Annotated in this window: 18 protein-coding genes, 4 tRNA genes and 1 CRISPR repeat array; of the genes, 3 read left to right on the forward strand and 19 right to left on the reverse strand. The window is 56.8% G+C overall.

Going from position 1 to position 22,549, the window contains the following annotated elements; genetic code table 11:
* Window positions 1-2: 2 nt before the first annotated feature.
* From ACI94_RS02115 to ACI94_RS02145, 7 genes are all read right to left on the reverse strand, one after another.
* The gene (locus ACI94_RS02115; RefSeq protein WP_353743238.1) at window positions 3-374 is read right to left on the reverse strand and encodes a nucleotide-binding protein; all 372 of its coding nucleotides are present in this window, start codon (window positions 372-374) and stop codon (window positions 3-5) included.
* A gap of 150 nt (window positions 375-524) precedes the next feature.
* Window positions 525-1,397 (reverse strand): formate/nitrite transporter family protein, encoded by an 873-nt coding sequence (locus ACI94_RS02120; RefSeq protein ID WP_286681038.1) that lies wholly within the window; start codon window positions 1,395-1,397, stop codon window positions 525-527.
* Window positions 1,398-2,187: 790 nt separating this feature from the next.
* Complete coding sequence (locus tag ACI94_RS02125; protein ID WP_286681039.1) at window positions 2,188-3,450, reverse strand: Coenzyme F420 hydrogenase/dehydrogenase, beta subunit C-terminal domain; 1,263 nt, start codon at window positions 3,448-3,450, stop codon at window positions 2,188-2,190.
* A gap of 3 nt (window positions 3,451-3,453) precedes the next feature.
* Window positions 3,454-5,514: a formate dehydrogenase subunit alpha gene (gene fdhF / locus ACI94_RS02130; RefSeq protein ID WP_286681040.1), complete on the reverse strand. Its 2,061-nt coding sequence runs from the start codon at window positions 5,512-5,514 to the stop codon at window positions 3,454-3,456.
* A 133-nt stretch (window positions 5,515-5,647) separates the two neighbouring features.
* Window positions 5,648-6,502 carry a site-specific DNA-methyltransferase gene (locus ACI94_RS02135; protein WP_083524714.1) on the reverse strand — a complete coding sequence of 285 codons (855 nt, stop codon included), beginning with the start codon at window positions 6,500-6,502 and terminating at the stop codon, window positions 5,648-5,650.
* Window positions 6,503-6,610: 108 nt separating this feature from the next.
* Window positions 6,611-8,958: a CRISPR direct-repeat array (repeat unit 30 nt; unit sequence GTTTCAATCCTACTTTAGTCCAATTCTAAC).
* 848 nt (window positions 8,959-9,806) lie between these two features.
* Window positions 9,807-9,879: transfer RNA gene (locus ACI94_RS02140), tRNA-Thr, on the reverse strand.
* Window positions 9,880-9,921: 42 nt separating this feature from the next.
* On the reverse strand, window positions 9,922-10,203 hold the full coding sequence (locus ACI94_RS02145) for a DUF504 domain-containing protein (RefSeq protein ID WP_066953763.1): 282 nt from the start codon (window positions 10,201-10,203) through the stop codon (window positions 9,922-9,924).
* Between the two features lie 165 nt (window positions 10,204-10,368).
* Here ACI94_RS02145 and mmp10 point away from each other — a divergent pair, with 165 nt between their 5' ends.
* Window positions 10,369-11,595 (forward strand): methyl coenzyme M reductase-arginine methyltransferase Mmp10, encoded by a 1,227-nt coding sequence (gene mmp10 / locus ACI94_RS02150; RefSeq protein WP_066953767.1) that lies wholly within the window; start codon window positions 10,369-10,371, stop codon window positions 11,593-11,595.
* Here the strand turns inward: mmp10 and ACI94_RS02155 are convergent.
* From ACI94_RS02155 to ACI94_RS02165, 3 genes are all read right to left on the reverse strand, one after another.
* Window positions 11,576-13,474: an ATP-binding protein gene (locus ACI94_RS02155; protein WP_286681041.1), complete on the reverse strand. Its 1,899-nt coding sequence runs from the start codon at window positions 13,472-13,474 to the stop codon at window positions 11,576-11,578. The genes mmp10 and ACI94_RS02155 overlap by 20 nt on opposite strands.
* Window positions 13,475-13,594: 120 nt before the next feature.
* Window positions 13,595-14,161 (reverse strand): type 1 glutamine amidotransferase, encoded by a 567-nt coding sequence (locus tag ACI94_RS02160; protein ID WP_273259119.1) that lies wholly within the window; start codon window positions 14,159-14,161, stop codon window positions 13,595-13,597.
* Window positions 14,158-14,838 carry a diphthine--ammonia ligase gene (locus ACI94_RS02165; RefSeq protein WP_273259121.1) on the reverse strand — a complete coding sequence of 227 codons (681 nt, stop codon included), beginning with the start codon at window positions 14,836-14,838 and terminating at the stop codon, window positions 14,158-14,160. Before ACI94_RS02165 ends, ACI94_RS02160 begins: the two co-directional genes overlap by 4 nt.
* A 366-nt stretch (window positions 14,839-15,204) precedes the next feature.
* Between ACI94_RS02165 and ACI94_RS02170 the strand changes: the two genes are divergently transcribed.
* Window positions 15,205-15,366 carry a hypothetical protein gene (locus tag ACI94_RS02170; protein ID WP_161937557.1) on the forward strand — a complete coding sequence of 54 codons (162 nt, stop codon included), beginning with the start codon at window positions 15,205-15,207 and terminating at the stop codon, window positions 15,364-15,366.
* 117 nt (window positions 15,367-15,483) lie between these two features.
* Here ACI94_RS02170 and ACI94_RS02175 read toward each other — a convergent pair.
* Window positions 15,484-15,556: transfer RNA gene (locus ACI94_RS02175), tRNA-Asp, on the reverse strand.
* A 45-nt stretch (window positions 15,557-15,601) separates the two neighbouring features.
* Window positions 15,602-15,686, reverse strand: a tRNA-Leu gene (locus tag ACI94_RS02180).
* 423 nt (window positions 15,687-16,109) lie between these two features.
* Here ACI94_RS02180 and ACI94_RS02185 point away from each other — a divergent pair.
* Window positions 16,110-16,370 carry a tetratricopeptide repeat protein gene (locus ACI94_RS02185; RefSeq protein ID WP_150468704.1) on the forward strand — a complete coding sequence of 87 codons (261 nt, stop codon included), beginning with the start codon at window positions 16,110-16,112 and terminating at the stop codon, window positions 16,368-16,370.
* Between the two features lie 133 nt (window positions 16,371-16,503).
* Here ACI94_RS02185 and ACI94_RS02190 read toward each other — a convergent pair.
* The 7 genes from ACI94_RS02190 to ACI94_RS02220 all read right to left on the reverse strand — a co-directional run bounded on the left by ACI94_RS02190 (window position 16,504) and on the right by ACI94_RS02220 (window position 22,482).
* Window positions 16,504-16,614 (reverse strand) — tRNA-Met (locus tag ACI94_RS02190).
* Between the two features lie 72 nt (window positions 16,615-16,686).
* Window positions 16,687-18,162, reverse strand: a complete 1,476-nt coding sequence (locus ACI94_RS02195; RefSeq protein WP_066953784.1) for an acetyl-CoA carboxylase biotin carboxylase subunit — start codon at window positions 18,160-18,162, stop codon at window positions 16,687-16,689.
* A 14-nt stretch (window positions 18,163-18,176) separates the two neighbouring features.
* Window positions 18,177-19,931 (reverse strand): sodium-extruding oxaloacetate decarboxylase subunit alpha, encoded by a 1,755-nt coding sequence (gene oadA / locus ACI94_RS02200; protein ID WP_066953788.1) that lies wholly within the window; start codon window positions 19,929-19,931, stop codon window positions 18,177-18,179.
* Between the two features lie 52 nt (window positions 19,932-19,983).
* The gene (locus ACI94_RS02205; protein ID WP_066953791.1) at window positions 19,984-20,637 is read right to left on the reverse strand and encodes a hypothetical protein; all 654 of its coding nucleotides are present in this window, start codon (window positions 20,635-20,637) and stop codon (window positions 19,984-19,986) included.
* Window positions 20,619-21,317, reverse strand: a complete 699-nt coding sequence (locus tag ACI94_RS02210; RefSeq protein WP_273258912.1) for an ATP-binding cassette domain-containing protein — start codon at window positions 21,315-21,317, stop codon at window positions 20,619-20,621. Before ACI94_RS02210 ends, ACI94_RS02205 begins: the two co-directional genes overlap by 19 nt.
* The gene (locus ACI94_RS02215) at window positions 21,314-21,985 is read right to left on the reverse strand and encodes an energy-coupling factor ABC transporter ATP-binding protein (RefSeq protein ID WP_066953797.1); all 672 of its coding nucleotides are present in this window, start codon (window positions 21,983-21,985) and stop codon (window positions 21,314-21,316) included. The genes ACI94_RS02210 and ACI94_RS02215 overlap by 4 nt, the downstream gene beginning before the upstream one ends.
* Window positions 21,982-22,482, reverse strand: coding sequence for a biotin transporter BioY (locus ACI94_RS02220; protein WP_066953800.1), 501 nt, complete (start codon window positions 22,480-22,482; stop codon window positions 21,982-21,984). The genes ACI94_RS02215 and ACI94_RS02220 overlap by 4 nt, the downstream gene beginning before the upstream one ends.
* Between the last annotated feature and the right edge of the window lie 67 nt (window positions 22,483-22,549).

Below are 22,549 nucleotides of genomic sequence, written 5' to 3' on the forward strand. Positions count from 1 at the left end.
CATCAGGATTGTTGATTGTTCTTGACTTTCCGTATGGAGACACAGTTGATGACCGCATCTCCGGTCAGGATGTAGCGTTTGACGACGGTTCCGAGCACCTCGACCACATCCCCTTTCTGCACGTCCTCCATCGGTGAGGTGAACATCTTGACCGATATCTCACCTGTTCGGTCGGCGACGAGGTACTGCGGTCGGTTAAGGAACTGGAAATACACCTGCTCGACGACGCCCTTTATGCGCACAGGTTCGCCGAGCCTGTTCAGGTTAATCTCCCGAATCCGGGCGTTTTTTGCTTCCGCTTCATACATTGGCACCAGCGACGCATACTGCTTCTGGCTCATGTAATTGAGTATCATGGGTATGATAAGCAGCATGAGTACCGCTGGAACTGCCCAAAATAGCGCATATATGTCCCCGGTTGCGAGGATATACAGAGCGACCAGGACAACAAAAAAGAGGAAGACGGCCAGTGTAACGGCCGTCACCCTCACTTTGATATTTCCGATTTGCATCTTCAATCAGGTTTACTTCAGGGCTGCAATTTCCTTTCTGAACGCGACCCAGTAGAGGACACCGACGAAGAACAGACCCCCGACGATGTTGCCGATTGTGACCGGGATAATGTTGCTGGTCCACATGGTTACCCAGTTAACGGTATCGACCGACAATGAGGGGTCAATGCCTGTAACGAAGATACCTGCCGGGATGAAATACATGTTCGCGATACTGTGTTCGAATCCGCTGGCAACGAAAGCGAAGATCGGGAACCAGATACCTGCGATCTTACCGATCGCGTCGTCAGCACAGATACCGAGCAGGACAGCAAGGTTGACGAGCCAGTTACAGGCGATTGCCTTGAGGAAGACCGACCACAGTCCCATTGTACCAACGTAACTCGTCTTTGCGGCTGCTATGGCTACTGCTCTCTGACCGAATACTGTGACCGTTGCAGCGCCTGCGGCGTCGAAGTTGACAAACGGGCCGTACGCCATGATGTACGCGAAGACTACCGACCCGATGAAGTTACCAATATATACCCAGACCCAGAGATTGAGCACCTTTGCCCAGCTGACTTTGTGAATAAAAGCCGCCATGGGGGCGAGCATTGCGTCGCCGGTGAAGAGCTCAGCACCGGTCATGATTGTGATGATAAGCCCAACAGGGAAGACTGCACCCAGAACGAGCTGGGCGATACCGGGACTTGCGGCACCGAACCGCATTGCAATGTCGGTTGCCTGGACACCGGTTGAACAGACCGTTGCCAGAGCGGCACCCATCGCGATGAAGGCTCCAGACAGGAAACCGCGCAGAACCATGTTCCAGGCAGGCAGCCCGACCTTATACTTTCCGGAGTCACCTGCTTTTGCTACAATAGCAACTGGAGGATGGAACACCATTTTTTCATACACCTCTCTAAACGTCCTACCTATACCATCAGGTAATCCGAATGGATAGGTCTAATTATTCAGTAATTTGAGAGTGCTATTAATAGGTTTCGAAATGATCGCCGTGTCCGACGAAGATATCCCAAATTCAGGCGTTTATACTCGCTTTAAGTTAATTTCNNTTAATTTCTGTCATTAAACACTATATAGGCAAACGTTGCTTTTTCTATCACACACGCGCCCACGCAAAAAATATGAGGATTGAAGCGAGTTTGCGGGCCAGGTGCGCGGAAGTGACCGCACGAATCTCGCATGTCAGTGCCGGGTAATGGATGCTCGGACAAAATTTCTGCAGGTATATGCGTATCGTGATATGCTTCGATACCGAGTGTAAATGTGGTATTTTTTCCAGGAATAGGTGATTCGACTCGGCTGGTCGCAACCGCCTCATTCGGAGTCATGCTCTCCCGGCAATACACTGGCATATCGGGCTTCTAGTGGTTATGGTTGTGCTCCCGATGTCTTTATCACTCCCCCGGAGATCGCATGCTATAGGTGCGTTTTCGGGCTTCTGGTGGAGGCTGGTACTCGGATGCCGTCGCGGCAGGGAACCCCGGGGCGATGCCCTTAAAGATGGCGCGCATAATTTTCTCCAGAGGACGCTCTCGGGTTTTGTCACTCGAACGGACGTCATGAAAGCGCCGCCATTCTGGGGTAGATAAGCACCTTGCTAATACTGAAGATGGCGCCGGAAAAGCGTTTCGACGAAAAAAAGGGCCGATGGTGAAGAACTGAATCCCGGTCAGCGAAAGATATCAAAGATCTGGTCGCTCCCGGTCGCGGCAAGTCGGTCGCGTTCAGCCCTCTCATCGACGAGCGCGAGGACCGGTGGAGTCATATCCTCACCCGGGTGGAACCCAAAGAGTTTCTCGAGTTCGGTCTGGATGGCATGGAGGAAGACCGAGTTTGAGATCTCGACTGGGCAGAGTTCCTCGCACTGGCCGCAGTTGACGCAGGAATCGGAGATGTGGGCGAACCGGATGAGGTGGAACATGAAGGGCGGCGGGATCACGCCCGGCTCGACCAGATAGTCCCTTCTTGTGCTGCAGTCGATGCAATAGCAGATTGGACAGTTCTCGATGCAGGAGTAGCACTTGATGCATCGGCTCGTCTGCTCCTTGATCTTGTTCAGGCGCTCCGTCCCCTCGCCGAGCGCTCCGAAGTAGCGTTCCCGCCATTTGTCGCCGAGTTTGAGCATCGCGTTCTCGACCTTGCCGCGGATCTCGATTCCCTTGGGGTTCGCGGGTTCGGTGGCGACCGCTCCAGCTGCAACCGCTGAATTAAGGAGATTTGCCCCCTTCTCGGAGCAGACCTCGACGAAAGTCGCCTTGCCGGCCCGCTCACCGATGACGCCCCAGTTGCCGCAGGCAAGATCCGCCTGGCGCGGGATCTTGATCTTGCACCGGCGGCAGTTCGAGCGGCGGCCAAGCCCCTCGTTCCCGAGGAGATCCTCCGCCCCCTCTTCGAGTTCATCGATGGAGATGCCTTTGTGCTGACCGTCCTTTGTCTCGACGATGAATTTGCCTTTGTCGATCTCTTCCTTGACGACATCGTCGGGATCGAGACCGAGCCTCTCCCGGACGATGGTCCGCGCGGTCTCCGGTCGGATGGTGCCGCCGCAGTTGAGGCCGATGATGATATTGTCGAGGTTGACCTGGCCGCGCTTCGCCATCTCATAGATTGCCTTGACGTCGCAGCCCTTGAGAACGGTGGCGATCCGCATATTGGGTTCGGTCGCAAGGAGGCAACGGCGCATCTGCTTGGGGAGGAGCAGGGTGCCGCAGTGGAGCGACCCGGCAATTCCGCCGATCTCGGCGGGGTCGGTGATCAGGGCCGGGACGGCGTCATATACGTCCGCACCTTTCCTGACCGCAAAGACCCCGTCGACCATACCGCTCTCGAGAGCATGGCGCAGCAGAGCGGTGACCGCCCCGCCCGTCTCTGCTTTTGCGCGGAGTTCGTCGTCCGTCGTCCATGCATAGAGTAAATCGCCTTTTCCTGCCATATCTCACACCTCCGAAATCTTCTCAACCTTAACAGCACACGCCTTGAACTCCGGGATCTTTGATATGGGGTCGAGCGCGTTGTGGGTCAGCCGGTTTGCCGGATGCTCCTTGTAGTGGAACGGGATGAACATCACGCCCTTGATGATCTCCGGCGTGACCCGTGCGGGGATCTCGACTGATCCGCGGCGGGTACTTGCCCGGACGACTTCGTTGTTCTTGATTCCGAGTTCTTCTGCATCATCGGGGTTGATCTCGATCCAGCCGATGGGCGCCTCCTTCTCAAGGCTCCACGATCGCCGGGTCATCGTGCCGGTGTGCCACTGCCAGATGGTGCGCCCGGTCGTGAGGACGTACGGATACTCGGCGTCCGGGACCTCGGCAGGGGGTTTCCACTCGATAGGCGAGAAGACTCCGAGACCGTCGGGCATGGCAAATGTCTCCCGGTGGAGGATCGGCGTTCCCGGATGTTCCGCCGTCGGGCAGGGCCAGTGCAGGCCGTCCGGGTCGAGGCGGGCGTAGGACATGCCGTGATAGGACGGCGTGACCGCGGCGATCTCGTCAAAGATCTCCTCGGGGCTCTTGAACGAGAACTGCTTCTCGTAGCCCATCCTGCTGCCGAGTTCACAGAGGATCTGCCAGTCGGGCTTCGCCTCGCCGGGAGGGTTCTGGGCCTTTCTCCAGCGCTGGACACGGCGTTCGGTGTTGGTCTGCGTGCCGTCTTTCTCGGCGTAGCAGGCGGCGGGGAGGACGACATCGGCGAGCTCGGCGGTCTCGGTCATAAAGATGTCCTGGACGACCAGGAACTCGAGGTTCTTAAGCCCCTCCTCGACGTGCTGAATGTCCGGGTCGGAGAGCATCGGGTTCTCGCCCATGATGTACATGCACTTGATCTCGCCGGGCTTCTCGGCGAGGACGTTGATCATCTCCGTGACCGTGTAGCCGACCTTGCCCTCGGCGAGTTCGTCGACGCCCCACATCTCCTTCATCTTCTTCTGCGCCGCCTCGTCGGTGACCTTCTGGTAGCCGGAGTAGACGTTCGGGAGGGCTCCCATGTCGCAGGCGCCCTGAACGTTGTTCTGGCCGCGGAGCGGGTTGACGCCGGAGCCGGGTTTGCCGAGGTTGCCGGTGAGCAGCATCAGGTTGGCGGTTGATTTGACGTTGTCGACGCCGACGGTGTGCTGGGTGATGCCCATCGAGTAGATGAGCGCGGCAACATCGGCGGTTGCAATCCATTCTGCGGCGGTCTTGAGGCTTTCCGCGGGGACCCCGGAGACTCTTGAGACGTTCTCAAGGCTGTAGTCCTCCTTCATGACGACTTCCTTGAGTTTCTCGAAGTCTTTCGTCCGATTCTTGATGAACTCCTTGTCTTCCCAGCCGTTCTTGATGATCTCCTGCATCAAGCCGTTCAAGAGAGCGACATCGGTCCCCGAGATGAACGGCATGTAGAGATCGGCCTGCTTGGCGGTCGGGGTGTAGCGCGGGTCGGCCACGATCACCTTTGCCCCGCTTTCCCGTGCACGGATGATGCTCCGCCCGATGAGCGGGTGCTGCTCGAAGGTATTGCTTCCGAGGACGAAGACGCACTTTGACTCGGCGATGTCCTTGATCGAGTTGGTCATCGCGCCGGACCCAAAGACCGCAGCAAGGCCAGCGACGGTGGATGAGTGGCAGAGCCGGGCGCAGTGGTCGATGTGCGGGGTCTTGAGGACCACTCTCGCAAACTTCTGCATCAGGTAGTTCTCCTCGTTCGATGTCCGGGCAGACGAGAGGCAGGCCATCTCTTCGGGCTTGTAGGACCTGAACTTCTGTATGATCAGGTCGTATGCCTCGTCCCAGGTCGCCTCGACGAACGTGCCGTTCTTCTTGATGAGCGGCTTAGTGAGTCGATCCGGGCTGTTTATAAATTCGTGGGCGTAGCGCCCTTTTGGGCAGAGTTTGCCCCCGTTGACGGGTGCGCGTTGCCAGTGCGCCACGTCAACGACCTTGCCGTCGCGGACGACAAGGTTGAACCCGCACCCGGTGCCGCAGTACGGGCATGTCGTAGATACGTATTTGAGATCCATTATTCTCCCTCTGGCAGGGACTACATACCGCCTAAATTATATAATGTACATGGTCCGGGCCGGTTTTTTGAAGAATAGTGGTGGGAGTGGGTTGGGCCCGGAGTATCTCCTGCCTTAAAAAGGATAGTCTACGTCAGTCCGATCCTTCTTGCCGGCGTGCCTTGGCAATTCGGGCCTCTGCAATGGCCTGGTATTCCGGGTCGATCTCAAAGCCTATGTAGTCTACGCCAAGTGCAATCGCCGCAAGCGCCGTGTTCCCGATGCCCATGAAGGGGTCGAGGACGAGCGTCCCGGGACGGCAGCCATGGAGCCTGATGCACATCTCCGGGAGTTTTTCCGGGAAACTGGTCGGATGAGGTCGGGAGGAGCGAATGGTCCGATAGGGGATGAACCAGGTGTTCCCCCGGTCGCGGAGGTCGCGATCCGCCGCCTTCCATCGACCGATGTTGCTCTTGTCCTGGTAGGGCACGCCGATCGCCATTTTGTCGAGGATGACGTCTCCTTTCTTTGTGAAGTGAAAGATGTGCTCGTGGCATTGACTCAAGTAGCGTGAGCTGTTCACCGGCTGGTAGTGGCCGACGGCGATATCGCCGAGGATGTTTTCGTAATTCCCCACGTCCTCCTTCTCGATCGCGATCGATTTGACCCAGTGGATGACGTTCTGTAGTTCAAAGTGAGGACGGAACTGCTGGATGACATCGAAGGGTATCCAGGGGTCGCGAGGTTTGCCGCCGATGTTGAGGAAGAACGAACCGTCGTCGGCGAGGACCCGCGACGCTCCGGCGGCGACCTGCCCCATCCAGCGGAGGTAGTCCTCGCGGGGTTTCTGGTCGTCGTAGGTGTTGTACTCCTTTCCGATGTTGTAGGGCGGCGATGTGACGATGATATCGACCGAACCTGCCGGGAGGCGCTGCATGCCTTCGATGCAGTCCATGGTATGGATGGTGTTGATGGCTAGCCCGCCAGTCCTTCTCTCCTCTTCTGCCACTCCGATCACTTATTGATTCGCGGTCCAGTGCAAAAAGGTGAATGGGCCCAAGTAGGGTCGATCAGGGGAGGGCTCCCTGCCAGGGGCCGCTCCCCTGAGTCTCTCGCGGTATCAGTCCTGCTTTAGGTCAATTTCGACTCGTTCGGAGTAAGTACTACAATAAATCATTCCGAGCAGTTTCAATCCTACTTTAGTCCAATTCTAACTCGTCGGATATAGAGCCTCTGTGAGGATGGTCGATTGTTTCAATCCTACTTTAGTCCAATTCTAACTACTTTCAGAGACAGAAAAAGACACTAAATGGATAGTTTCAATCCTACTTTAGTCCAATTCTAACTTACCGTCGAAGGTATTGGCACGTTTGTAGTACCGACGTTTCAATCCTACTTTAGTCCAATTCTAACTAGGGTGCTTTAGCCTCATCTGGTCTAGCCAATTTTGTTTCAATCCTACTTTAGTCCAATTCTAACCGATACTCGTGGATGGGTAAACGATATCCTTACCCCGTTTCAATCCTACTTTAGTCCAATTCTAACGATGTCACTTCTTGGTCGCATTTGCTTTCTCCCGACGTTTCAATCCTACTTTAGTCCAATTCTAACCGATTTTCTGCGCGTCCCCTCCGGCCGGGCCATCATGTTTCAATCCTACTTTAGTCCAATTCTAACCTTTGGTGTCGGTTTTGCGACGGCTAAAACAATATTGTTTCAATCCTACTTTAGTCCAATTCTAACCGCGCTTGCCTCCGGGGGGTGGCTCCGATGAGCGACCGTTTCAATCCTACTTTAGTCCAATTCTAACTCTTGCCTGTCAGCCCGACGCCTCGAACGTCTCCCGGTTTCAATCCTACTTTAGTCCAATTCTAACTAGGTAGAGTTTTCAGGAACAGAAACCTCGATGTATCGTTTCAATCCTACTTTAGTCCAATTCTAACGATACCGACAACTGCCCTGTATGCGAGGGTAAGATCGTTTCAATCCTACTTTAGTCCAATTCTAACATCGTTAATCACCTCATACATACGATATCGTTTTCGCGTTTCAATCCTACTTTAGTCCAATTCTAACAATGGTTGCGCCGTTAATCCCTATCGCCGTTGGACTGTTTCAATCCTACTTTAGTCCAATTCTAACCAGAAAATCCCCAGGAGGCCCCATGGGCAGAAACTAGTTTCAATCCTACTTTAGTCCAATTCTAACATATCAACTATGTGATATCATAGTAACGTCAGATACGTTTCAATCCTACTTTAGTCCAATTCTAACTACAATCAAGCGCTTTCCGTTTTCGAATTCTACGACGTTTCAATCCTACTTTAGTCCAATTCTAACCGTGGGAACGGTAAAACGTTATGTTTAACGTTTGTGTTTCAATCCTACTTTAGTCCAATTCTAACGTATGCTGAGCATCCCCTTGTATCGATGCACCCGATGTTTCAATCCTACTTTAGTCCAATTCTAACCAATATTCCAGATGTAACCAATGCGATAAGAATATAGTTTCAATCCTACTTTAGTCCAATTCTAACGAGGGTATGATGCTGAAGGTATATACCCTCCTTACGGTTTCAATCCTACTTTAGTCCAATTCTAACTGTTTCCCGGAGCGCGGCGTTATACTCTTCCTGCGCCTGTTTCAATCCTACTTTAGTCCAATTCTAACTGGCGATCACTCTCGCAGCCCTCGAAGAGAAGGGCAGTTTCAATCCTACTTTAGTCCAATTCTAACCGTTCGGCAGCGTAGAGCAACGCAGCCCGCATGGTCGTTTCAATCCTACTTTAGTCCAATTCTAACAGAGGACAGGGACCGACTCGCCGCAAATATGAGATAGTTTCAATCCTACTTTAGTCCAATTCTAACCATCCCCCGCGGTTACTACAATGTTACACAATTGATGTTTCAATCCTACTTTAGTCCAATTCTAACTTTGTCCTTACGGACATACACGCTCCCACTTTCACAGGTTTCAATCCTACTTTAGTCCAATTCTAACGAGGTGCGAGGCATTGTCGAACTCCTCGCCAAGGTGGTTTCAATCCTACTTTAGTCCAATTCTAACTCGAGGACGGCGAAGAGGTTACGGTGAGGATAGAAGGTTTCAATCCTACTTTAGTCCAATTCTAACCTTCGCCGGACTCCTCGTTATCATTCAGGATATAGACGTTTCAATCCTACTTTAGTCCAATTCTAACTACGAAAGAATTAAGGAGTTTTGTAGGATCAGTAATGTTTCAATCCTACTTTAGTCCAATTCTAACTTCAATCCCCGTATAAACTCCTCGCCATGTACCCGGTTTCAATCCTACTTTAGTCCAATTCTAACGTATAATTTGTCTGTCGTTAACCCAGACCGTCACCAGTTTCAATCCTACTTTAGTCCAATTCTAACTAGGGTCTCGAAAGGGTAAGAGTCCAACGGTTCTCTCGTTTCAATCCTACTTTAGTCCAATTCTAACAGCGCCTAAAAATGCCCTATTCAAGCATCGGGCGAGGTGTAGGTTCGCTCTACAGATATGTGATCGGGGATCTCCAATAATGCTATCGGTTTATAAAGATCCACGATCTCATCAGGTCGTCGACGCAGACGAACTTCGTCTCCCCACCTGTTGACGGGTGTAAGCGATTGAGATCTAAATGGCATCGAAACACCGGGAGAGTCTCCGGACAGAACATTGATGTGGTATCTAAAAAACCACACGGGGTGACGTCTGGTAGTACGGATCATACATTTTTGGTATGTTAGATCTCGTCCCCCTTACGTCCTAACTCTAGAAAAGATGCCCGGTACCGGTCACGCATAGTCACATGACTCTCGGTGTGGCCTAACTCCAATCATCCCCGGAGAGTGCAGTCCGACCCGTGTGCTCCCCAGAGCCGGATTTGCCACGAAGGTCATGGTCGCCGCCGCTTTACGTGAAATGGCGCTGATACGCCAGTGGCTCTCGATGTTGAGGGGAACCCGGAGGCATTCACCCACAGGATGATATCTGCTCGTTTGCCTCTCATGGCGGTTTCGTCTGCGTCTCCGGATCATTTGCGGGTTTGAGAATGCCTCCCCTCGGAAAACTGCCTTGCTCGAGGCCCTCGAAGATGATCTTCCCCCGATTATGTAATCGAACGCACAAACACAGATGGTAGAGGGCTCGCCTTATCACAAGACGGAGGGCCTCACCGATGCGCCCGAACTGGCACGGCCGAATCTCCGGGGAGCGAGGACATTACCCCCGGGTTGGAATTGGATCGAAGGGGATTGAACGATTACAGGAGTATTCGTTTACCTCAGGGTTTGAACTAAAAGCGCAAGAGCCCCAGCCGAGATTTGAACTCGGGACCTGCTGATTACAAGTCAGCCGCTCTGCCAGCTAAGCCACTGGGGCACACCCTATTATGTGGGCGGTCTGCAGTAAAAAAGGTGGCGCTCACCCCGGGTTGTCTTCGCCCCTCTCCATGCCCTCGGCCGGTTGTGGCCATAGGGTCTTGCCGTCGTAGAGGATGCGGCGGATCCGGTGGTAGGGGATGCAGGCGACGTGGGTCCCGGAGTCCACCTCCAGGTACTGGGCATCGAGCGCGACGACCCGCTCCCCCTGCACCCGTGAGCGGTCGCCGGGCGCTCCCCGATCGACGTACTCGACCTCGACCCGGGAGAAGTCGTAGCCAGGATCGTGGTAGAGCCGGAGCAGCAGCCGGTGGCTTGTTCGCATATCCTTCCTCTCCCACGATCACCTTGCCCACCCCGGGGCATAAAGGTGCACGGTGCCGCTCGGGTTGTCGTGCAATGCCCGTTTTGTCGATGGGCCTGGCTGCAGCGCGACGGCAAGGATGGGTCTGCAATCTTCATAACCGAGGAGCACAGAAGTACCATCAGAATGTCGCATCTCACCGTCGATCTCGGGGGTCGGCCCGGCCTCGACTGCCGGGGATTCTGCTCGTACTGCTACTTCAAACACGTCAAGGGCACAACGTCGTTCGGCTGCAAATACTGCCTCCCCTTCCAGAAAGGCTGCGACTACTGCACCCGGGGCGTGCGCGAGGGCTATACCGGGTTCAAAGACCTCCGGAGCGTCGCCGACGAGACGCTGGCAAACCTCCAGGTGATGGGCGACGATCTCGACCGGATCACCATCAGCGGGGGTGGGGACCCGAGCTGCTACCCGGAGTTCCGCGACCTCATCGAACTCCTCGGCAGCATGGAGGTGCCGCTCCATATCGGCTACACCAGCGGCAAAGGGTTCGATGACCCCGGTATTGCCGACTTCCTCATCGATAACGGCCTCGCCGAGGTCTCCTATACCATCTTCGCCGCAGACCCAGAACTGCGGCGAGAATGGATGCACGACCCGACGCCGGAGACCTCGCTTGAGATCCTCGACCGGCTCTGCGGCGCAGTCGACGTCTACGCCGCCGCAGTCATCATCCCGGGCGTCAACGACGGCGAGATTCTTGAAGAGACCTGTGCGTGGCTGGAGGAGCGGGGTGCAAAGGGGCTGATCCTGATGCGGTTTGCAAACCGAACCGACCAGGGGCTCATTCTCGGGAATGCACCGCTCCTAGAGGGGCAACGGGTCCATACTGTCGATGAGTTCCACGATATCGTCACCGACCTAAACGAACGGTTCTCAATGAAGATCAGCGGGACCCCGCTTGGCGATCCCTCGATCGGATCGCCGTTTGCAATCCTTCACGAGCCCGACCTCTTAAAGAAACTCCCCCGGGTCAGGAAGCGTGCGACGGTGATCACCGGGAGCATCGCGGCCCCCTTCATCCAGCGTGTCCTCTCGATCCGCGGCTCGACATCAAGGGTCGTCAAGGTCAGAAAGGAGATCGCCTGCCTCATCACCGCCGACGACCTTGCCGGGGTGGACCTGGCGAGGCTTGAGGACGCTGTGGTCATCCCCGGTCGGGCCTTCGTCCATGACGCCGAGGCCCAGAAGATCCTCTCCGCAGACGGCGTCGACCGCGTGGTGGTGCGCGGCCCCGATATGCTGACGGCCGACGCGGAGATGAGCATGGGGATGACCCGTACGGAAGTGCTCGATAAAGAGATGGAAGGGTTTGCAGCCCTGATCAACACGATCAATCGTTACGGCCGGTGACGGGTGGGCACGCCTGGAGCGTGAACCGGAAGGCGGCCCCGGACTCCGGATGCCCCGGCACCCGGCCCTCGACCCATATCCTGCCGCCGTAGCGCTGGACCAGGGTGTGGACGATGTAGAGTCCTAGACCTTTGCCGCTCCTACTCCCTGTTTTCCTGAACTTCTTGAATACCATGGGTTTCTCGGCGTCCGGTATCCCGGGACCGGTATCCTCGACCGAGACCAGAATTCTCCCGTCCTCCTCCCGTGCAGTGATCCAGATCGAGACCCCGGGGCCGCCGAACTTGACGGCGTTGCCGACGAGGTTTATGATGATCTGGCCGAGGAGATCGTCGGCGGCGACGCACAAGGTCTGCGGGGTGTAGTGGATATCGACGTCCGGAAAGAAGGAGATGATATCCCTGATGACAGGATCGAGATTCACCGGCCCGAGTGCGGGAGTTTCCTCCGCAATCCTCCGGATCGTCGATACGTTCCCGATGATCTCGGCGCTCTGCCTGATAGCCGCTGCGAGTTTTCGGGCAAGACCCTTATCCGGCTCGGCGAGTGTCTCTGCAAGGAGTGTTGCATAGCCGCTGGCGACGGTGTTTGCGTTGTTGATGTCGTGCGTCATGAGGTCCAGGTAGAAATTCGCCTGCTCGTTGAGCCACATTCGCTCGACGGCGCCCCCTACCTCCCTGCCGATGGAGACGAGCACCTCCCGCTCATCCGGTGAGAAACTGTGCACGGTCCGGCTGACCAGGTTGATGGCGCCGATTACTCGTTTCCCGGTCATGATGGGGATGCTCGCAAACGCCTGGATACCTGATCCGGCATCCTGCGGGTAGGTGCGCGGGTAGTTCTCTACAAAGTGCGCCGCACCCTTCCCGAGAACCTGGTCGTATGGCGGTGCACCGAGATCGATGATCCGTCGCCGGAACGAGAACCCTTCCGGAAGCCCGATCTCGGTGACCAGTTCGGCGCTGGACCGGCCGGGATCGATCAGGTAGACGCCGCCGCCCTCAAAGATGAGGAGTTCCAGGGTCTTCTCAAGCACGCCTCTCAGCAGTTCGTCTAGATCTGCCGACGATGTGGCAGTCCTGACCACCTGATTGATGACATAAAGTTGAGTGTTCCTGCGCCGGATCCCCTCCTCGGCGAGTTTTTGGTTGGTGATGTCCGCAACGCCGATGGCAACACCAACGTATCCGGAGTTTCCGCCGGTCACCGGTGAAGTGGTGAGTCTGGCGTCGATAACCCGTCTGTCGGATCGGCGGAGCCGGAGTTCAGTCTCCTCCCGCCCGCCTCCATCCCGCTCGATCAGGATCCTTGCCCGTGGGACGTCGACCGGGTCGACGAAGGAAAGGAAGGGGGTCCCCTGCATCTCGTCTGTGGTGTAGCCGAGGATCTCCTTCATCCGAGCACTGGCAAAGACGATAGTGCCTCTCTGGTCGACCACGAGGATTCCTTCATGCAGGCTCCTGCCGATCTCGTGCCAGAAGCACTCTATTCGCTTGAACGCCACCTCGGTGCGCTTCAGCATGAGAGTATATCGGATGGTGCAGAGCAGGAGTTCGGGGGTGAGTTGCTCCCGGATCAGGTAATCGTCCGCACCACGCCAAAGGAGCCTGATCGCGGCGTCAAGGTCGTCACGCGGGATGAGAAGGATGACCGGAACACCGGGGGCATTCTTGCTCACCCGCGTCACCACATCGGGATCGTTATCGGGGTCGAGCATGACGAGATCGAACGGCTCCCGCATGAGGGCAGCAAGACCGTCGGCAACCTGCGGGTATGAGATTATCTCAACCGGGAGCCCGACTTCCCGGAGCAGCTGCTCTATCAGCAGGGCGTCGCCCGGGCTCCTGGTGATGATGAGCAGCCGGAGGGGTTCGGGCATTCCTTCATTCCCCCGCCGTCAGGTTCTGGATGTCTGGTAACTCGAATCCCATACCCATGCGAGGCACGCCGGGATACGCCCGGAACACTTCCATCTTCTATCCGGTGCTGACGATAAGTCTTACTGAGCGGTTCCCACTAACTTGAGGAACCGTTCGATGATCCACTCGTTTCTGACTTCGGGGTGGAAGAGGGTACCGTAGAGAGGGAGTGAATGGTGCCGGATCGCCTGGAGGCACCGGTCGGAGGCGGCAAGCGATATGAACCCATTTGGAGCCTGCACGGCCTGTTCATGCAGTTCGTATGCAAAAAAATCCTCCTTTCCGGCAAAGAGAGGATCGGGAACGAGCACTCTGATCTCGGTCATGCCGATCTCGCAGCACGGTTCGATACCGCCGCCGAAGGCAGCCGCGAGAACCCGCATCCCGGAGGAGATGCCGAGCACCGGGCGCTTGAATTCAGAAAGCCACTTGAACCGTTCCGGATGTTCTGCGAACCCGGTATCCTGGAGCGCCGTCCCGCAGATGATCGCCGCATCCGCGGCCTCGATCTCCGGTGCACCGACGGCGGTGTAGTGGCGGGTGGCAAACGGTGTTCCGGCATTCTGGAGGTGCCGTTCAATCGGCCTGACAAACTCGTCCCGGGAGAGCGAGTTCTCCCTGTAGCAGAGGTCGAGAACGAGGATCATTTTTCCATCAACCCCGCCCGCTCAATCCGAAGGACGCCGTTGTAGTTCTGGTAAACTCGCGATGCTTCCTCGATCGCGATCCGCTGTGAGAAGAAAGGGGCATCGACGACGAACGTCTCAAACTCCCCACCTTCCCCGGTGAGGGTAACCTGGTGCTTCCGGGCGATTTTCCGGAGTTCATCGAGGGTATGGCGGTCGATCTCCTTCCCAAGCCATGATGCGTCAAAAGGAGCGGAAAAAACGCCGACGATGATGGCCTTAAAGCCGGCGCTGATGAGTTCGTCCATGTACGCCTCCTGGTCTGTATCCCAGAGCGGGTTGAAGCACCAGAGGCCCAGTTCCTGGCAGACCCGCTGGACCCTTGTTGCCTGGTAGACAGAGAGGATCGCCCCGGTGACGATCCCTTCGATCCCGAACTGTTCCCGGGCAACGAAAAGAGCCCGCTTTAAGTCTTCAAGTTCGGTCTCCTTCTCCCCTGCCGTCTCCACCTCAACGAGAGGGAGCCCAGCCGCCTTTGCCTGGAGTGCGGCAAGGCGGATGTTTGGGGTGTGGAACATATAGCTCTCGGGGTTCTTGGAGACGACCGTGATCAGACAGACCACTTCTTCCTGTTGCATCGATTTCCAGCAGGCAAAGAGTGAGTCCTTCCCACCGGAGAAGAGCACGCCGAGTTTCATCGTAACTGCATATCGTTCTCTTTCGGGCATGATAACTCCTGCGGCGCGGCAGAACTATGTGCCTTATGGGAATCCGGGTGCATGTGGGCTGGTAGTTGCAAAGGGGGACGCTGCGTCGGATTCTGGGCAACGGCGAGATGCCCTGAGGGCGCCGGGCGAGCGGGATCAGGCTTATATGGTCTCGAACCTTCACCCAACGTTGGCACCTGGAGTATCAGGAGGTAGCCGCTATGGCCGGAGATAAACAATACCTGAAAGATCAGATCGAAGTGGTGGTAAACTGTGTCCTGGTAGATTATCGAGGGGATTCTGAGTCGCGGGATCGGGTTATCCATGCGATTATAGAATGGGCTGAGGAGCACCCGGATGAGTGGGATGAACTGCAGGCACGCTGCCAGCAGCGCCATGAAATACTGGCGTGATCTCTCCCTGCCGGTACGGCATCTCTTCTATCCTTTCCTCTCTGCGCGGTTTGTCCCAGGGCGCATCGAACTGTTTGTTGTCGAGCCGGATATCTGGCGGATCTGATACTCACGAACGGCTTGGTGGCTATGGAGCGAAGAGTTGGGTCGGGAGCGGTTGGGGTTATTACTGGAGAAGTGGGATGTGCTCTATCGCCTGCTGAAAGATGGTGAGAGAATGGAACGCCCAGGACGGAATTCGAATCCGTGTCGACGGCGTGACAGGCCGTCATGATAGGCCACTACACTACCTGGGCACTCTGGTGATTCTCGCCGCCCGTTGCCCGGGCGAGAAGCATAAGTGCGAGGGGAGCGATTTGAACGCTCGAACTCCTACGAGACAAGGCCCTCAACCTTGCGCCTTTGACCTGGCTTGGCAACCCTCGCTAGGGTATGAGGAAGAACATGCTTTACGCATGAACGGAGATGGGTAATCCATCGGTTGCGCTTTCGCACCCCGTTTACCTCATTTAATCTGTCGTCATCCCTCAAATACTTTTGTATGCTGATGGGGTAGCAATGCGGCCTGGCCCCCCTGGCAGCACGAGATCGCTCCTGCAACTGCGGTCTATTGGATGTAGGATCGGGTCAATGCAGAGCGGTTCTGGCAGGGCCTGAAGGACACCACGTTTGACTGCCGATAGCGGGGTTTGATTAACCGTCGGGTCCAATGGGATTCCATGAAGACCCCATCCCCGGTTGTATGCCTCTGCTGTGTGTTGATACTTGCTCTGTTTAACGGTGGTTGCATAGTTCACGTCAAAAACCAGGAGTATTACGATAACCAGGAGTATTACGATAACTGGGTTGTTGCGGAGCCGAACAACCCTGGAGGCCTGGTGCATCCGGGGGATGTACTACAACAATAACTATAATCAGTACGCCGAAGCGCTGGAGAGCTGCAACAGGGCGCTTGAACTGGACCCGGAGTACGGGCAGGCATGGTACCTGAAAGGAGTCATCCTGACGAATATGAATAGGACCGACGAAGCAGCGGCGTGTTTTGAGACTGCAACGAAGTACGATCCGGGATTGCCCCGGGGAATGCCGCTTGTTAACGGAGATATGTGAGTGTGTAAGGGAATGCACTCCCGTGAGTAGTATGGATCTGCTCACCGGTTGTTGTCTTTCTAGTCCCCATGCAAAGGTGGTCTGAATAGATGTATAAAAAACACTTTCTGACAGATCTGAACCTGAAAATCGATGCTGCGGGTGGGATCCGAACCCACGATCTCCAGATGTCCCAGGTTTGGACGCACCGTTTCGCTTGAAAACCCTATGAGTCTGGCGCCCTAACCAGCTAGGCCACCGCAGCACACAAAGTGCATTATAACAATGATGTATTGACAAATAAACCTTACGTCTCCCCAAAAAATTGGATGACGGGTTACTTCATGTTTTTCTGTAGATACACGTTGACTGCTGCGGTTATTGCCGCCACATGTTTCCCCTGCCGGAGCGACGCGGCCAGTGTCTGCATACGCGCCTCTTCCTCGTGGAGGTAGCGGCGCAGATCCGCCATGATATGCTCCTCCTGGAGGAAGTGTGTGTGCGTATCGCCGGCGATGAAGTGAGCGTTATGCATGATCGCGTAGTGGAGCGGGAGCGTTGTCTTCACACCCAGGATGACATACTCGTAGATGGCCCGGCGCATCCGCTGGATAGCCTCCTCGCGGTTGGAGCCGAGAGCGCAGAGCTTCGAGATCATCGAGTCGTAGTGCGGAGGGATGGTATAACCCACATGAATGCCGGAGTCAACCCGTATCCCCGGCCCGCCCGGGGAGCGGTAGCGGACAATCTTTCCTGGATCCGCAGCGAAGTTGTTCAGGGGGTCCTCAGCGTTAATCCGGCACTCGATCGCGTGCCCCCGGATACTGACATCCTCCTGGTCCATCGCGAGTTCCTCCCCGGCAGCGATGGCGATCTGCTGCTTGACCATGTCAAGCCCTGTGATGAACTCCGTGACCGTGTGCTCCACCTGCAGCCGGGTGTTCACTTCCATGAAGTAGTAGTTGCCGTTTGAATAGAGAAACTCCACCGTGCCGGCGTTCGTGTAGTTTGCTGCCTTTGCGGCGGCAATGGCCGAGGCTGTCATCCGTTCGCGGAGTGCGGGTGTCATGATCGGACAGGGTGCTTCCTCGAGCAGTTTCTGGTGCCGGCGCTGGATCGAGCACTCACGGTCGTAGAGGTGGAGGATGTGCCCTTTCGAATCGGCAAGGATCTGAATCTCGATGTGGCGCGGTTTCGTGAGATATTTCTCCACGAAGACCGTCGGATCTCCGAAGGCGGATTGGGCGATCCGCATGCCTTTTTCGATTGCTTCCTCGAGTTGCTCCTCGTTCTCGGCGATGTGCATCCCGATACCGCCGCCGCCCGCGCTTGCCTTCACAATCACCGGGTAGCCGATCTCAGCGGCGACCTTCTTCGCTTCATCGAGGCTCCTGACGCCTTCCGGGGTGCCGGGAAGGACCGGTACACCCGCATCGTGCATCATCTGCTTCGACCCGATCTTCGAGCCAAGAGCCTTGATGGTCTTCCACGATGGTCCGATAAACGTCAGACCTTCATCCTCGACAAGTTTTGCAAAATCGGCATTCTCAGCAAGGAACCCGTACCCCGGATGAATTGCCTCCGCTCCGGTCTTCTTCGCCACATCGCAGATCCGCTCTTTGTTGAGGTAACTCTTTGATGGGTGCGCCTCGCCCACGCAGAATGCTTCGTCGGCATACTTGACGTGGAGTGAATTCTTGTCGGGTTCTGAGTAGATAGCAACCGTATCGATACCCAGTTCCCGGCAGGCACGCATAATCCGGATGGCAATCTCGCCACGGTTAGCAATCAGGATCTTGTCAAAGTACTTCATCGCGCAAACAGTCCCTATTCGATGATCATGAGCACATCGCCGTTCTGCACGACGTCCCCGGCATCCACGAAGATCTCCTTCACCGTGCCGTCGCGTGGACTGCGGATTGGGTTCTCCATCTTCATCGCTTCAAGGACAATGAGGGTATCGCCCTTCTTGACGGTGCTCCCACGCTCGGTCATCACCTTCAGGACCATGCCCTGCATGTTGCTCTTGACGCCGCCGGCGACCTCGCCGCGGGGGATCCTCTCTTTGGCTGATGATTCGGCTGCAGGTCCCGGGACCGAGCCTCCCTCCACGGTAATGATCCGGACCGAGAAGATCTCGCCGTCCACCTCCACCTCCATGGACCGGGGTATGCCTGCAGCCCCTGCTGGTGCGGTGACGACTGCCGTCTTTTCCGGGATCACTTCGGCCTTCCGCTCGCCCCGGAGGAACGAGGGAGCAATGTTTGGATAGAGGATATAGGTGAGAACGTCCTCCTCACGGGTGACGAGACCCTGCTCCATTGCTTCCGCCCGCATCTGCTCGTAGATGGGTTCGAGGAGATCCGCCGGACGGACCGTGATCGGTTTCTCGTCGCCGATGATCATCTTCTGCACCTCCGTGCTGATCGGGGCGGGTGAGCGGCCGTAACAGCCGAGGACGTAGTCCTTTACCTCTTTTGTCACGTTCCGGTAGCGTCCGCCCATCAGAACGTTGAGCACCGCCTGCGTGCCCACGATCTGGCTTGTCGGTGTCACGAGCGGCGGGTAGCCGAGGTCCTCTCTAACCCGGGGGATCTCGTGGAGCACCTCATCCAGGCGGTCAAGTGCATTCTGCTCCTTTAACTGGGAGACGAGGTTTGAGATCATACCGCCCGGAAGCTGGTAGATCAGCACGTCCGAGTCAACCCTGTCTGCGATGGAGTTGAAGAGCGGATCGTACTTCTCCCGAATCTCACGGCAGATGTTGCGGACCTTGCGGAGTTTGATGAGGTCTATCTTTGTATCCCGCGGCGTTCCGGCGACGCTTGCAACGACACTCTCCGTTGGAGGCTGGGATGTGCCGAGGGAGAACGGCGACATCGCCGTGTCAAGAATATCCACGCCGGCATCGATCGCCGCCTGATAACTCAGGGGTGCCACGCCGCTCGTACAGTGGGAGTGGAGACAGACCTTGACATCTGCTACCTTCTTGATCCCCGAGATAAGGTCTCGGGCATCATGGGGCATGATCAGTCCGGCCATGTCCTTGATGCAGATCGAGTCGCAGCCAAGCGTATAGAGCTCCTGCGCCATATCGATAAAGGACGCAACGGAGTGAACCGGGCTTGTCGTGTAGGAGATTGCGCCCTGCAGGTGCGCGCCGACGTTCTGGACCTCCTCCATCGCTTTCTTCATATTCCGGATATCATTCAATGCATCAAAGACCCGGAAGATGTCAACTCCGTTCCGCGCCGATGCCTCTACGAACTTCTCCACCACATCGTCCGGATAATGCCGGTACCCTACGAGGTTCTGCCCTCGCAGAAGCATCTGGATAGGAGTGCGCTTGAGTTCAGCCTTCAGCATCCTGAGACGGTCCCAGGGATCGTCGTTGAGGAACCTGATGCAGCTGTCAAAGGTCGCCCCGCCCCAGGCTTCGACAGAGAAAAAACCCACTTCGTCGATGGCTCGGGCAAGAGGGAGCATATCTTCTGTCCGCAACCGGGTGGCGATGAGCGATTGATGCGCATCCCTAAGCGTGGTGTCGGTGATATTGAGTGTATCCGATTTGGCAGCACACATCGAATTTGCACCTCGAAGGGCTGAGAAAATATCAATAAAGCCTCTAGAAAATTCATCCTAATAATATAAAAACGTCGCGAAGGGGCAGGCACGATAAAATCCCAAAAAATACGGCTGATATGGATGCCAGAAGATCTTTTGAGTCCCTCCTGAACTCTGGACAGATCTCTCCTCCGAACGTATACCCCCGCACGGCAAGCAGCCGTGCGATATCGTCGGATCGCCGGATCTCCGTAACAATGAGGGTGACGGCGAGCGGCACGATCGAGCGCAGACCGGGTCGGATTCCCTTCAGTGCCATTGCCACCTGCGCATGCTCGATATCCTCCCGGATAACGGCGAGCCCTCCAATTCCCATCTCGGCAATGAGCCCGATCTCGAATCCAACCCGGTTGCCGAGGGCCCAGACCGCCACAGAAAGAGCATCTCCCTCCCTCGTCTCGGCATATGCCCATGCAGCAAGCAGCAGAATCACGGTCATCCGGATGAAGTAGGAGAGACCAGGTCCGCCCTCCAATGCAGAGACGAGGGCTGTGACGCCGATCATCGCAATAAGGGGGATGAGCACCCGCGGTCCCGGGAGGGTTTTTGTGCGCGGTGTCGCGAGCAGCCACCAGACGAGGGCTGCGACGGCTCCTGCCGTGCTTGCAAACGCAGCAAGCGAGAGGACAGCAGCCGCAAGGAACCTCAGTCGCGGATCCTGCATAGCGCCTCCCGGGCGTCCTGGAGCCTGATGTTTTCCGGGCGCGCACCCTCGTTTAAGGCGTATGCAAGGTACGGCGGAGCGTGCCGCCATCTGGGAATCGCATGGGGAACACCGCCGAGGCCGGTCAGGGTTCCGTTCTCCATCTCCCAGATTGCATCCACCCGGGGGAGGACCGCGCTCTCGTGCGAGAAGATGATTGTGATGCCCTCTCTCCTCCCCTCGATCATCCTGCAGGCCCTCTGTTTTGCGGTGCAGTCGAGCGAGCTGAACGGTTCGTCCAGCATCAAGAGGTCCGGATCTTGCATGATGGCGCAACAAAGGGTCAGCCGTTTGAGTTCACCGCGGGAGAGGCGGAACGGGTCATCGTCTGCACGCCCGACCAGATCCGCCCGGGCAAGCACCTCGTCCGGGTCAAGGCCCCAGGATGCAGCCTCCCCGGCGACGGTCGAGGATGTTATGTGGTACTCCGGGAACTGGAGCAGGACCTGGACCGAGGAGATCCCGTGCCTTCGGACGGCGCCACCGGTTGGACGGAGAAGCCCTGCGATCAGGAGGGCGAGCGTCGATTTTCCACTGCCCACCGGACCGCTGACCAGGTGTACGCCCTCATCGAAGGTGCCGCTGCCCCGGAGGGTGAACGTCCCCCGGGCAAACAGGAGTTCATCAAGTTCCACTCTCATGAACGGAGCCTCCAGATCGTCGGGTAAAAGCACGTCCCCTCGAGCGCCGAGAAGACCTCGTCGGGCGTCCCGTGGTGCCGGACCCTGCCGCCGTCCATGAAGAGGATGAAGTCCGCTTCGGCTGCGGCATCCATCGATTGGGTGCACCAGAGGACGTGGGCGGCCGGGCTCTCCCGCACGATGCGGTGGACGCGCTTTGCGGTCCCGGCGTCCAGGTGCGAGTCGGCCTCGTCGAGGATCAGCACCTCGGGGTTATCGACAACGGCCGCGGCCAGCCCGACGAGGGCCTTCTCTCCCCCGGAGAGGGCCGAGACCTTCTTATCGAGGAGGTGGACGATGCCGACCGCCTCTGCGGCCGCCCTGACAAGTTCATCCGCCCTCGTACAGGGGTAATGGCGGAACCGCGGGGTCGATGCAATCTCGTCGTAGACCCGGGAGAAGAGGAGCGTCCGGTCCGGGAACTCCCCTACCCACCCGATCTTTGCAGCGGACGGCGGCTTTCCGAGGATCTGGACTCTCCCCCTCTTTGGCTCCTCGAGTCCGGCGCAGACCGAGAGGAGCGTCGTTTTTCCGCTCCCGTTCGGCCCGATCACGGCGATATGGCGTGCAACGAGAGAGAGATCGGGAATATCGAGCAGTTTATGCCGAAGATCGGTGATGCGGATCATGCCAGACGCTTTCCTATCGAGTACGCTGCTGCGACCTTCACGACCTCCCCGATGACGAACGGGGCGACCCCGAGCAGGACAGCCTGGGGGAGCGCAAGCGAGGCCGAGTAGGCGAGCCATGCAACCCCGAAGAGGTAGATGACGGTTGTCGCCAGAATCAGGCCTCCTACACGCCACTGTATCGATTCATGCTCGTAGGCGAGCCCGACGATGAGGGCGGCGGGGATGAAGCCGATCAGGTACCCTCCCGTCGGGCCGAGGAGCACCCCAAGACCCGCCGTACCGTTATGGAACATCGGCAGGTTCGCCGCCCCGAGGAGGACGTAGAGCCCGACGGGTATCACTCCGTAGCGTTTCATGACGATACCCGCAAGAAGCACAAAGAGTGTCTGGAGTGTGAGCGGGACCGGGGGCAACGGGATGGATATCCAGCTCCCGGCAGCAATTAGCGCGATAAACGTGCCGCTGTAGGCAAGGATCCGTGTTCGACGTATCATCTAGACCGTCTAGTATGGGACGGCCGAAGAGAAAAATCCTGTCAACCAAAAATTTTGTTGTGGTTGA

The organism is Methanoculleus sp. DTU007 (assembly GCF_001512385.1).
In the GTDB taxonomy this organism is placed as follows: Archaea; Halobacteriota; Methanomicrobia; order Methanomicrobiales; family Methanoculleaceae; genus Methanoculleus; species Methanoculleus thermophilus.